8 protein-coding genes, 2 tRNA genes, 2 rRNA genes and 1 other RNA gene (1 of these 13 only partly in view) are annotated in these 11,722 nt (G+C 63.2%); 3 read left to right on the forward strand and 10 right to left on the reverse strand.

Features of this window, described 5'->3' with window-relative positions:
• The 10 genes from FLL57_RS12905 to FLL57_RS12950 form a co-directional block, all read right to left on the reverse strand.
• Positions 1-451 (reverse strand): 23S ribosomal RNA (locus FLL57_RS12905) (it extends 2,372 nt beyond the left edge of the window).
• A gap of 394 nt (positions 452-845) precedes the next feature.
• Positions 846-921 (reverse strand) — tRNA-Ala (locus FLL57_RS12910).
• 33 nt (positions 922-954) lie between these two features.
• Positions 955-1,031: transfer RNA gene (locus FLL57_RS12915), tRNA-Ile, on the reverse strand.
• Between the two features lie 202 nt (positions 1,032-1,233).
• Positions 1,234-2,722 (reverse strand): 16S ribosomal RNA (locus tag FLL57_RS12920).
• Together the 16S and 23S rRNA genes with 2 tRNA genes alongside form the textbook arrangement of a ribosomal RNA operon.
• Before the next feature lie 664 nt (positions 2,723-3,386).
• Complete coding sequence (gene thyA, locus FLL57_RS12925) at positions 3,387-4,289, reverse strand: thymidylate synthase (RefSeq protein WP_013501622.1); 903 nt, start codon at positions 4,287-4,289, stop codon at positions 3,387-3,389.
• A 237-nt stretch (positions 4,290-4,526) separates the two neighbouring features.
• Positions 4,527-5,534 carry a tripartite tricarboxylate transporter substrate-binding protein gene (locus FLL57_RS12930; protein WP_142883091.1) on the reverse strand — a complete coding sequence of 336 codons (1,008 nt, stop codon included), beginning with the start codon at positions 5,532-5,534 and terminating at the stop codon, positions 4,527-4,529.
• A 105-nt stretch (positions 5,535-5,639) separates the two neighbouring features.
• Positions 5,640-7,154 carry a tripartite tricarboxylate transporter permease gene (locus tag FLL57_RS12935; RefSeq protein WP_013501620.1) on the reverse strand — a complete coding sequence of 505 codons (1,515 nt, stop codon included), beginning with the start codon at positions 7,152-7,154 and terminating at the stop codon, positions 5,640-5,642.
• A gap of 10 nt (positions 7,155-7,164) precedes the next feature.
• Positions 7,165-7,665 (reverse strand): tripartite tricarboxylate transporter TctB family protein, encoded by a 501-nt coding sequence (locus FLL57_RS12940; RefSeq protein ID WP_142883092.1) that lies wholly within the window; start codon positions 7,663-7,665, stop codon positions 7,165-7,167.
• Between the two features lie 71 nt (positions 7,666-7,736).
• The gene (locus FLL57_RS12945) at positions 7,737-8,267 is read right to left on the reverse strand and encodes a chromate transporter (RefSeq protein ID WP_142883093.1); all 531 of its coding nucleotides are present in this window, start codon (positions 8,265-8,267) and stop codon (positions 7,737-7,739) included.
• Complete coding sequence (locus FLL57_RS12950) at positions 8,264-8,863, reverse strand: chromate transporter (protein ID WP_142883094.1); 600 nt, start codon at positions 8,861-8,863, stop codon at positions 8,264-8,266. The genes FLL57_RS12945 and FLL57_RS12950 overlap by 4 nt, the downstream gene beginning before the upstream one ends.
• Positions 8,864-9,000: 137 nt before the next feature.
• Between FLL57_RS12950 and ssrA the strand changes: the two genes are divergently transcribed.
• The 3 genes from ssrA to fumC all read left to right on the forward strand — a co-directional run bounded on the left by ssrA (position 9,001) and on the right by fumC (position 11,651).
• Positions 9,001-9,369, forward strand: a transfer-messenger RNA (tmRNA) gene (gene ssrA / locus FLL57_RS12955).
• A 207-nt stretch (positions 9,370-9,576) separates the two neighbouring features.
• Positions 9,577-10,113 (forward strand): SspB family protein, encoded by a 537-nt coding sequence (locus tag FLL57_RS12960; protein WP_142883095.1) that lies wholly within the window; start codon positions 9,577-9,579, stop codon positions 10,111-10,113.
• Between the two features lie 110 nt (positions 10,114-10,223).
• Complete coding sequence (fumC, locus tag FLL57_RS12965) at positions 10,224-11,651, forward strand: class II fumarate hydratase (protein WP_142883096.1); 1,428 nt, start codon at positions 10,224-10,226, stop codon at positions 11,649-11,651.
• The last annotated feature ends 71 nt before the right edge of the window (positions 11,652-11,722 follow it).

Raw genomic sequence — 11,722 nt, forward strand, 5'->3', positions numbered from 1 at the left:
TTTCACGTGTCCCGCCTTACTCGAGCATCAATGGTCGCATTACTTGTACGGGGCTATCACCCTCTAAGGCTCTGCTTTCCTGACAGATTCCAATTGTCTTCCAATGATGACTGGCCTGGTCCGCGTTCGCTCGCCACTACTAGCGGAGTCTCGGTTGATGTCCTTTCCTCCAGGTACTTAGATGTTTCAGTTCCCTGGGTTCGCTTGAAACCTCCTATGTATTCAGAGATCTCATACCTTCTCTTGATAACCGGAAATCCAAAACCTCGCGGCTTGGTTCTCACCAAGACACAAGGCCTTGGAGTTCCGGCTATCGAAGGTGGGTTTCCCCATTCGGAAATCCACGGATCAAAGCTTCTTCGCAGCTCCCCATGGCTTATCGCAGCGTAGCACGTCCTTCATCGCCTCTCAGCGCCAAGGCATCCGTCGAACACCCTTAAGGCACTTGATTGCTCTCATTATCAATGTCCACACACTCGGCAGAATGTACTCGCGAACCATCCCGAAGGACGCGTTTCGCAAACGGACACTGATTAGAAAGACCAGTTATTGCTTCGTAAGATCGACCCGATGACGATGCGGTCAAGCGTCGTCAACAAGAAGCGTTTACAACCCGGTCGTCTTGCAACAACCAGGCGCCGAAACGCTCCGGAGATACGCGATCAAGCCCCGCAGATTGCTCCGCAAGACCCGAACCCGGATCGATCTCCTCTTCACGATGTCAGAAAACCCGCCAGGCTGCGCATTGCGCAAAGCCGGCGAATACAAGTTGCGGACGAAGAACCACCGTCGCTGTCCCCATGACAACAACGAGGTGTGAGCCAAGATCACGATGATCATCCATCTGGTGGAGCCAGACGGGATCGAACCGACGACCTCATGCTTGCAAAGCACGCGCTCTCCCAGCTGAGCTATGGCCCCGTAACCAGAAGACGAATGCAGCGCTCGACAAAATGGTGGGCCTGGGAAGACTTGAACTTCCGACCTCACGCTTATCAAGCGCGCGCTCTAACCAACTGAGCTACAAGCCCTCAGCACGAGAGGCCGCAGCAAATCATCGGCTGGCGCCACGCCGACCGATCGAATTGCGCGCACCCCAGGCGCGTGTTCGTCCGCGAAGAAAGAGAAACGAAGACGGCGAAATCCCGCCAATGAGGCTCGTATGACTTAGAGCCTCTGATGTTTCTAAAACAGGTCGATAGTTGCCGAAGCAAACTGAAGACCCATCCTTAGAAAGGAGGTGATCCAGCCGCAGGTTCCCCTACGGCTACCTTGTTACGACTTCACCCCAGTCGCTGACCCTACCGTGGCCGGCTGCCTCCATTGCTGGTTAGCGCACCGTCTTCAGGTAAAGCCAACTCCCATGGTGTGACGGGCGGTGTGTACAAGGCCCGGGAACGTATTCACCGTGGCATGCTGATCCACGATTACTAGCGATTCCAACTTCATGGGCTCGAGTTGCAGAGCCCAATCCGAACTGAGACGGCTTTTTGAGATTTGCGAAGGGTCGCCCCTTAGCTTCCCATTGTCACCGCCATTGTAGCACGTGTGTAGCCCAGCCCGTAAGGGCCATGAGGACTTGACGTCATCCCCACCTTCCTCGCGGCTTATCACCGGCAGTCTCCTTAGAGTGCTCAACTAAATGGTAGCAACTAAGGACGGGGGTTGCGCTCGTTGCGGGACTTAACCCAACATCTCACGACACGAGCTGACGACAGCCATGCAGCACCTGTGCTCCAGGCTCCGAAGAGAAGGTCACGTCTCTGCGACCGGTCCTGGACATGTCAAGGGCTGGTAAGGTTCTGCGCGTTGCGTCGAATTAAACCACATGCTCCACCGCTTGTGCGGGCCCCCGTCAATTCCTTTGAGTTTTAATCTTGCGACCGTACTCCCCAGGCGGAATGCTTAAAGCGTTAGCTGCGCCACTAGTGAGTAAACCCACTAACGGCTGGCATTCATCGTTTACGGCGTGGACTACCAGGGTATCTAATCCTGTTTGCTCCCCACGCTTTCGTGCCTCAGCGTCAGTATCGGGCCAGTGAGCCGCCTTCGCCACTGGTGTTCTTGCGAATATCTACGAATTTCACCTCTACACTCGCAGTTCCACTCACCTCTCCCGAACTCAAGACTTCCAGTATCAAAGGCAGTTCTGGAGTTGAGCTCCAGGCTTTCACCTCTGACTTAGAAACCCGCCTACGCACCCTTTACGCCCAGTGATTCCGAGCAACGCTAGCCCCCTTCGTATTACCGCGGCTGCTGGCACGAAGTTAGCCGGGGCTTATTCTTGCGGTACCGTCATTATCTTCCCGCACAAAAGAGCTTTACAACCCTAGGGCCTTCATCACTCACGCGGCATGGCTGGATCAGGGTTGCCCCCATTGTCCAATATTCCCCACTGCTGCCTCCCGTAGGAGTTTGGGCCGTGTCTCAGTCCCAATGTGGCTGATCATCCTCTCAGACCAGCTACTGATCGTCGCCTTGGTGAGCCATTACCTCACCAACTAGCTAATCAGACGCGGGCCGATCTTTCGGCGATAAATCTTTCCCCGTAAGGGCTTATCCGGTATTAGCACAAGTTTCCCTGTGTTGTTCCGAACCAAAAGGTACGTTCCCACGCGTTACTCACCCGTCTGCCACTGACGTATTGCTACGCCCGTTCGACTTGCATGTGTTAAGCCTGCCGCCAGCGTTCGCTCTGAGCCAGGATCAAACTCTCAAGTTGGACTTGAACTTTGAACCGGCTGATCACAACGTTTGACGAGGTCCCACCATCGTCCTCGATCCGAAAATCAAGAACTCGTCGCCGCGCTTCACAGCGCTGACGAACATGGTGTTCCTTTAAAACGTGTACCGCCGAAGTCTTTCGTCCGGCCCCAACCCCAAGAAAGCCGAAGCCCCCTCAAAATCGAGACCCGCAAGGACTTCGCCGTCCACGTTTCTCTTTCTTCATCTTCACTTGTCAAACAGCCCGAGACCCGAAGATCTCAACGAAGCCCGAGGCCGCGAAAGCCTGCAGGACTTCAACTCCCACACTTAAGAGGAGCAAGAAACCCTCGAACCGAGGGCGATTGGCAACCGACAACAATCGGCTGCTGATGCACTCATCGAATTCGATGAAGTTCCAGAGGCGCGAAAACTCGCTGGAGCCCGTGGGGCTCAGCGGCGCCGCGCTCAGTGGCCGTCTTATAGGACGGGCCTTCCGGGGCTGCAAGCGGAAAAATGAAGGTTTCGCGAAATTCCCCGGTTTCGCCATGAAAGGGGCTGGAAACCCGCTTGTGGCGGGGCTCGAGGCGCCTCGCCGGCCTGTGGACAATCGTCCGAGTCTGGCCTTTGCGGCGGTCGAGCCGCGGGGCCATCGGCTGGCTCGAAGCGCTTCAACCGCGGCTTCAGACGGCCACGTCCGCCTTGATCGCCGCGTGCGGATCGTAGCCTTCGACCTCGAAATCCGTAATTTTGTAGCCGTCGATGCTGTCGGGCCGCCGCATCAGCCGCATCGCCGGAAGCGGGCGCGGGGCGCGCGCGATCTGCTCACGCGCCTGATCGAGATGATTCAGATACAGGTGGACGTCGCCCCCGACCCAGATCAGCTCCCCGGGCGTCAGATTCGCCTGCTGGGCCAGCATCAGTTGCAGGGCCGTGGCGCCGACGAAATTGAACGGCGCGCCGAGCAGCAGGTCGCAGGACCGCTGATACAGCAGGCAATCCAGCCTCCCGCCCTGCGTCACATGGTATTGATACACCATATGACACGGCGGCAGCGCCATGGCGCCGAGCTCGGGCGGATTCCAGGCATGGAACAGCATCCGCCGGCTGGCGGGATTGTTCCGCAGGGTTTGGACGAGATCAGCGATCTGGTCGTGCTCGCGGCCGTCCGCGCCCAGCCAGCGCCGCCATTGCTTGCCGTACACCGGACCGAGATCGCCCCAGCGCGCCGCGAAGGCATCGTCCGCGACGATGCGTTTTTCGAACTCGTCCTGGCTGATGGGGTCGCCCGTCTCCTTCCGGTAGCGGGCGAGCGGCCAGTCCGACCAGATTCGGACGTTTTCCTTCAACAGCGCCTGGATGTTGGTCTGCCCGGTGAGGAACCACAGCATCTCCTTGACGGCGGTCTTCCAGTACACCCGCTTGGTCGTCAGGATCGGCACGGTGCCGTCCGACAGATCGAACCGGACCATCGCGCCGAACAGTGCTCTGGTGCCGACCCCGGTGCGATCGATGCGCTCGTCGCCCCGGGCAAGGACCTGGGCCAGAAGATCGAGATATTGGTGTTCAGGGTGTCGCAAGGTCATGCGCGTCCGCCTCGTGGCTCGAGCAGCCAGTTTTCGCCTGCCGAATTCGCCGCAACGGCGCGGCCGCGACGATCCCGGCCGGCATCGCCCGCCCGGATCTCCTCGCCCAAAATGGGATGCACGAAGCCCTGAACGGCCATCACAAAATGGCCCGGGGCGCGCCTCCCCGGCAACCCCGCGGTACCCCCGATCCACACAACGCTGCTGCCCCCTCGCCGGCCGCGACGGTCACGGGCGCTACGGCGTGACGCCCTTGGCGACATCGCCCCAGCGCGAGATCTCGTCCTGCACGAGCTGCGCCAGCACCACAGGCGAGCGCTGTTCCGGCCGCGGAACGATGCCGCCGAGGTCGGTGAGCCGTGCGCGCAGTTCGGACTGATCGAGCGCGCGCGACACCGCAGCATTCAGCTTGGCGATGATCGGTCCAGGCGTTCCGCGCGGCGCGAACAGTCCGGTCCAGGCCCCGACCTGAAACCCCGGCAGGCCGGCCTCGCGCGCGGTCGGCACATCGGGAACGGCAGGATCGCGCTCGGAGGAGGCGATCACATAGGCTTTGACCTTGCCCGCACGCAGCGCCGGCACTGCGTTGACGATCTGATCGCACATGTAGTCGACCTGCCCTTCGATCAGCGCCTGAAGCGCCGGCCCGGTGCCGCTGAACGGCACGCCGGTCGGATCGACGTTGAGCAAGCGATTGAGCAGCAGGCACGACGCATAGGACACCGACCCGAACCCGGCATGCGCCACGTTGATGTTGTCGGTGTGCGACTTCACGAAGGCAGCGAACTCCTGGACGGTCTTCGGTGGGAAGTGCTTGCGGGCCAGCAGCAGCACCGGCATTTCGGTGAGCAGCGCGACCGGCTCGAAATCCTTGTCCGGCCGATAGCCGAGCTTGGGGAACAGCGCGACCGCCGAGCCGTGTGTCCCCATATGTCCGACGATCAGCGTGTGACCGTCGGGGGTCGCATGGGCGGCGCGGGTCGCCGCCAGCGTCCCGCCGGCTCCGAGCATGTTCTCGATCTCGATCGGCTGGCCGAGCGTCTTCGCCATCTCCGCGGTAATGATCCGAGCGACGGTATCGGTCGGGCCGCCTTTGGCGAACGGAACAATGACGGTGACTGTACGGATCGGAAAATCGATCTGATCCAGCCGATCCCGCTCGGAGGCCGAGGCCGGAGACAACCATAGTGCCAGCAGGGCGATCGCAGCGCGCCCCGCTGCGCTCGCGCCGACAAACAAATTCATTGTGCGTCTCCGCCGGAAAGATGTGGTGATAGCGAATCACTCGCTATCAGATCAACCAGCGAAAACGGCGTTGCGGCGATGCGAGAATGCAGGCCGGAAGACGGTTCACCCTTCGGACTCGACGAATACCTCGTCACGCTTCCGGCGTAGCATCGGTAATACCGCCAGGATCAGCAAGCCGGCGGCGAGCAGCAACAGCGATGCCGACAGCGGCCGGGTGACGAACACGGTCGCGTCGCCGCGCGAGATCAGCAAGGCACGTCGTAAATTGTCCTCCATCAGCGGGCCCAGCACCATGCCCAGCAACAGCGGTGCCGGCTCGAAATCGTGCTTCACTAACCAGTAGCCGATCAGCCCGAACGCTCCGGCCAGAACAACGTCGACCGGGGAATTATTGACCGAGTAGATCCCGATACAGCAGAAGATCACGATCGCCGGAAACAACAGCCGGTAAGGGACGCGCAACAGTCTTACCCAAATACCCACCAGAGGCAGATTGATCACCAGCAACATCAGGTTGCCGATCCACATCGAGGCGATCATGCCCCACACCAGCTCCGGCTGGTTCTGCATCACCTGCGGGCCCGGCACGATGTTGTGGATCGTCATCGCGCCGACCATCAGCGCCATCACCGCATTCGGCGGAATCCCGAGCGTTAGCAGCGGAATGAACGAGGTCTGGGCGGCGGCGTTGTTGGCGCTTTCCGGCGCCGCGACGCCTTCGATCGCACCCCGCCCGAACCGTTTCGGGTCACGCGCGATCTTCTTCTCCAGCGTGTAGGCGGCGAACGAGGCGATCACCGCCCCGCCGCCGGGCAGGATGCCGAGGATCGAGCCGAGGATGGTGCCGCGGCCGATCGCCGGCGCCGCGTCGCGCAGATCCTTCCGGGTCGGCATCAAGCCGGTGATCTTCTGCTGCACCAGCTCGCGGTCGGTCGCGGCGCCGAAGTCGAGGTTGCGGATGATCTCGGCGAAACCGAACACCCCCATCGCCACAGTGGCGAAGCCGAGGCCGTCCGCCAATTCCGGAACGTCGAAGGTCATCCGCGACACGCCGGTCTCGATGTCGGAGCCGACGGTGGATAGCAACAGGCCGAACACAATCATCGCCACGGCCTTCAGCACCGAGCCGCGCGCCAGCACCACGGCGAATACCAGACCCAGCACCATCAGGGAGAAGTACTCGGCCGGGCCGAACTCCAGCGCCAGCCGGGTCAGCGGCTCGCCGAGCAGCGCGATCAGCACGGTGGCGAAACAACCGGCGGCGAACGAGCCGATCGCGGCGATCGCCAGCGCCGGGCCGGCGCGGCCCTGCTTGGCCATCTGGAAGCCGTCGAGCGTCGTCACCACCGAGGTCGCCTCGCCCGGAATGTTGACCAGGATCGAGGTGGTCGAGCCGCCATATTGGGCACCGTAATAGATGCCGGCCAGCATGATCAGGGCGCCGACCGGCGGCAGGCCGAAGGTGATCGGCAGCAGCATCGCCACTGTGGCGATGGTGCCGATGCCCGGCAGCACGCCGATCAGGGTGCCGACCAGCGCGCCGGTCAGGCACAGCAGCAGGTTGGTCGGCGACGCGGCGACCTGAAAGCCGAGCGCGAGATTGGAAAACAGGTCCATCGTCGCGGCCTCACTGCGTCAGGAAGGCGGGCCACAGCGCGAACGGCAGCGCCAGCCCGTACACGAACAGCCCGCAGCAGGCCGCGGTCAGCACCAGACCGACCACGAAGGTCTCGCCCCAGCGCGTCTCCGGCGTTCCGAGCGCCGCGATCAGGAAACTCGAGAACGCCGCAATGACCAGGCCGAGCGGCCGGATCGTCACCGCGAAGCACAGAATGGAGAGGCCGACGAACAACGGCCCGCGCCAATGAAACTTCGCCAGTCGTTCGCCGGGAGCGAAGATTCCGGTCGCGGCGACGATCGCGCCCAGCCCCAGCAGGAGCACCGCCAGCAACCGCGGAACCGTGCCGGCCCCGAACCGAAAGCCCTGCATGCCGCCGAGGTCGCTCGCCGCCCACAGCGCGAAGGCCGCCACCGCCATCAGCGCCAGCCCGCCGACGAAGTCCTGCGGTCCGCGGATCCAGCTCGGAAATACCGATCGCTCACGCAACCCGCTCGGCGCTTCGTCCATCGGTCCCTCCCCGCACTGCGCACCGCCCGCCTCGCGAACGGCATCTTGTGTCTTTGGCCTATCGGCTTGGATCAAACAACGCCGGCAAATCCCAACACGCCGCCAGCGAGCAACAGCCACAGCGGACTGACCCGGGTCACCGCCGCCAGCACCGCAACCGTCGCGGTCAACGCCATCGCCGCAACGGACCGGTCGGAGCCCAGCGCCAGGATCAGGCCGCTCGCCGCCATCAGCCCGATCGACAGCGGCACCAGCGCCGCCTGGATGATCCCCGGCCATGGCGATTGGCCGGCGCGGCCCAGCAGCCGGCCGACCAGATAGGCCAGCGTCGCGCTCGGCCCGCACATCCCAACGGTCGCCACCAGCGCGCCGGCGAGGCCGGCGGCCTGATAGCCGATCAACGTGACGATCAGCACGTTGGGCCCCGGCGAGAGCTGGGCGATCGCGAAGGCGTCGGCGAATTGCTGTTCGGTCAGCCAGTGATTGAGCGTGACGGCGACGCGGTGGATCTCCGGCAGCGCCGCATTGGCGCCGCCGATCGCGAACAGCGACATCGTGCTGAAAGTCGCGACGAGCCCGCCGAGCGACGGCGCCCCGGTCATGCGGTGCGTCTCCGCAGCAGGTAGGTTGCGGCGATGCTGAACGGCACCGCGACCGCGAGCACCCACGGCATCGGCAGCCGCAATACACCGACCGCGACGAACACCGCGACCAGCAGACCGATCGCAACCGGATCACGCTTGCGCAGCAGCGGCATCAGCATCCTGAAAACCACGGCGAACAGCAGCCCGATCGCCGCGTAGGACACCCCGGCCAGAATGCGCCGCAAGGTCTCCAGTTCACCGTAATGGGCGTACAGCACGGCCAGCAGCGTCACGATCAGCAGCGGCGGACCGAGCAGCCCGGCAAACGCGGCGATCGCCCCGGGGATGCCCCGGAACCGCGATCCGAACACCACCGACAGGTTGACGATGTTGGGCCCGGGCAGGAAATGACACAGCGCGAAGGTTTCGTTGAACTCATCCGCAGTCATCCAGCGGCGCTGATCGACGATCACCCGCCGCGCCCACACCAGCACGCCGCCGAATCCGGCCAGCGACATCTTGGCGAAGGCGACGAACAGCTCGCCCAGACCGGGTGCTGCCGGCGCTGCCGCGGCATCTTCTGCCTCGCGCTCGGGTGCGTCGATAAGAGCCATTTGCAAGCTTTAGACTGCTGGACGAGGCGCAACCACCGGCTTTTCCGCCGTCCCCCCGTTCGCGCAAAGCCGCGCTGCCCGGATAATGGACCATGATCCGCGGGCTTCCCGAGCCCCCACAAGTCCCTGGCGGCAAGGCCCTTTCGCCGGCCCGCATTGCCCCCTATATTGGTGAGGTCGGGGTCACCCGACTATGGAAATAAATGGCCGCCGCAATAAACCATTCGGACCCGGGGGCGGTACCCGGCGCCTCCACCCAAGCCCGTTCCTCCCTTTTTCGGAAGGCGGGTTTCGGCGGGGGCGAAATAGGATCGACGAGGGCGTAAAGGGCTCGCTTTTTCCCGGTATTGTTCCGCCGTTATCGGGCTACTGCAATAGTTGCCAACGACAACTATGCTCCGGTTGCTCAGGCTGCGTAAGGCAGTTTGAAAGACCACTTTAAAGCCCTAACGGGTTAAGCTCCGTTAGGCGGGGTTCGGAGGCACCTGGCAACAGAAGCCTCCACTCATTCTAATCACATCCTGACGGTTGAGAATTTTGCAGGCTGGAGGATGGCTTACTGCCTGCTTCTCCGGCGGAGCGCCGCACAATTCAGCCGCGATAGATGCTGACCATCGGCAGCGGCCGGGGTAGCATGATGTTCGGCACGAGTCGGGCACCCCGAGTGCCGAACCAGCCTTTCAGGTATCCGAGCGACGAGACGGGACGACGACATGGCCACCGACCACATCCGATACGACGTGCTCGCGCGCGATGCCTTGCGCGGCGTTCTGCGGCACGTCCTCACCGACGTCGCTCAGCACGGCCTGCCCGGCGAGCATCATTTCTTCATCACCTTCCAGTCCAGGGCGGACGGCGTGAAGCTGTCGCCGCGGCTATTGGCGCAGTACCCGGAAGAAATGACCGTGGTACTTCAACATCAGTTCTGGGACCTTGTGGTCACCGAGGACCGCTTCGAAGTCGGCCTGTCGTTCGGAGGCATCCCGGAGCGGCTGGTGGTGCCGTTCGCCGCGATCAAGAGCTTCTTTGATCCGTCGGTGAAGTTCGGGTTGCAGTTCGAAGCGGCCGATGAGATCGACGAGACTGGCGAGTCCGACGACGCTACCGAACTGGTGACCGCGGCGCCGCCTGCCGTGGCGCTGCCGCCAGCGTCCGCGACGCCCGAGAGCAGCGCGCCGTCCGACGACGAACCGGCCCGTTCCGGCGAAGGCGCCGAAGTGGTTCGGCTCGACCGCTTCCGCAAGAAGTAACGGCTCCGCCGGTCATCCGGTCACCGCTGCGCCGGACCGTTCCGGCGCGCTTTGCGTTGCCGGTCGACGCCGTCTCGCGACCTCGACCCTCAGCTTCCAGGACGATGATCATGGCCCGTACCCCCCGCTCTCCCCGCCCTGCGCGCTCTGCCGCCACGCGAAGCGAGACCGACAGTTTCGGCCCGATCGAGGTCGACGCCGACCGCTACTGGGGCGCGCAGACCGAGCGTTCGCGGCAGAACTTCCGCATCGGCACCGAGCGGATGCCGATCGGCATCGTCCGGGCGCTGGCGATCGTCAAGCTGGCGGCCGCCGAGACCAACAAGGAGCTCGGCCTGCTCGACAGCCGGCGTGCCGGCGCGATCGTCCGCGCCGCGCGCGAAGTGATCGACGGCAGCCATGACGATCACTTCCCGCTGGTGGTGTGGCAGACCGGCTCCGGCACCCAGACCAACATGAACCTCAACGAGGTGATCGCCAATCGCGCCAACGAGCTGCTGGGCGGCGAGCGTGGCTCGAAAAAGCCCGTGCATCCCAACGATCACGTCAACATGAGCCAGTCGTCGAACGACTCGTTTCCGACCGCGATGCATATCGCGGCGGCGCAGGCGATTACTATCGACCTGATCCCGGCACTGTCGCTGCTGCACGACGCACTGCGCAAGAAGGAGAAGGCGTTCGCCAGGATCGTCAAGATCGGCCGCACGCACACCCAGGACGCCACCCCGCTGACGCTCGGCCAGGAGTTCTCCGGCTATGCCGCGCAGCTCGCCGGCGGCATCGCGCGGATCAAGGCGGCGTTGAAGGAGCTGTATCCGCTCGCCCAGGGCGGCACCGCGGTCGGCACCGGGCTGAACACCCATCCGAAATTCGCCAAGGCGTTCGCCAAGCGCGCGGCCGCGCTCACCAAGCTGCCGTTCGTCACCGCGCCGAATAAATTCGAGGCGCTTGCCGGCAATGACGCCTACGTTTTCGTGCACGGCGCGCTGAACGCCGCCGCCACTGCGCTGTTCAAGATCGCCAACGACATCCGCCTGCTCGGCTCCGGCCCGCGCTCCGGCCTCGGCGAACTGATCCTGCCCGAGAACGAGCCGGGCTCGTCGATCATGCCCGGCAAGGTCAATCCGACACAGTGCGAGGCGATGACCATGGTGTGCTGCCAGGTGTTCGGCAATCAGACCACGATCACGATCGCCGGCAGCCAGGGCCATTTCGAACTCAACGTCTACAAGCCGGTGATGGCGCAGGCGATGCTGCAGTCGATCGGACTGCTCGCCGACGCCGCGCGTTCGTTCACCACCAACTGCGTCGACGGCATCCGCGCCGACGAGCAGCGGATCGGCGAACTGATGCAGCGCTCGCTGATGCTGGTGACCGCACTGGCGCCGAGCATCGGCTATGACAACGCCGCCAAGATCGCCAAGGCCGCGCATCAGCGTGGTACGACCCTGAAGGAAGAAGCGGTGCGGTCTGGTTTGATCAGCGAGTCTGAATTCGACCGGCTGGTGCGGCCGGACAAAATGACGCATCCGAGATAACCGGTTGCGGCGCTCCGCGCGTCGTAAAAATGCCGTTTCGGAAATTGATGTAAATCATATCCCTTGCTCGT

This window comes from Rhodopseudomonas palustris (assembly GCF_007005445.1).
GTDB classification, from domain to species: domain Bacteria; phylum Pseudomonadota; class Alphaproteobacteria; order Rhizobiales; family Xanthobacteraceae; genus Rhodopseudomonas; species Rhodopseudomonas palustris_G.

Coding starts and splice junctions, on each gene's coding strand:
- thyA (WP_013501622.1), bottom strand. CDS start 4,289: ATGACCTTGCGACACCCTGAACACCAATATCTCGATCTTCTGGCCCAG.
- FLL57_RS12930 (WP_142883091.1), bottom strand. CDS start 5,534: ATGAATTTGTTTGTCGGCGCGAGCGCAGCGGGGCGCGCTGCGATCGCC.
- FLL57_RS12935 (WP_013501620.1), bottom strand. CDS start 7,154: ATGGACCTGTTTTCCAATCTCGCGCTCGGCTTTCAGGTCGCCGCGTCG.
- FLL57_RS12940 (WP_142883092.1), bottom strand. CDS start 7,665: ATGGACGAAGCGCCGAGCGGGTTGCGTGAGCGATCGGTATTTCCGAGC.
- FLL57_RS12945 (WP_142883093.1), bottom strand. CDS start 8,267: ATGACCGGGGCGCCGTCGCTCGGCGGGCTCGTCGCGACTTTCAGCACG.
- FLL57_RS12950 (WP_142883094.1), bottom strand. CDS start 8,863: ATGGCTCTTATCGACGCACCCGAGCGCGAGGCAGAAGATGCCGCGGCA.
- FLL57_RS12960 (WP_142883095.1), top strand. CDS start 9,577: ATGGCCACCGACCACATCCGATACGACGTGCTCGCGCGCGATGCCTTG.
- fumC (WP_142883096.1), top strand. CDS start 10,224: ATGGCCCGTACCCCCCGCTCTCCCCGCCCTGCGCGCTCTGCCGCCACG.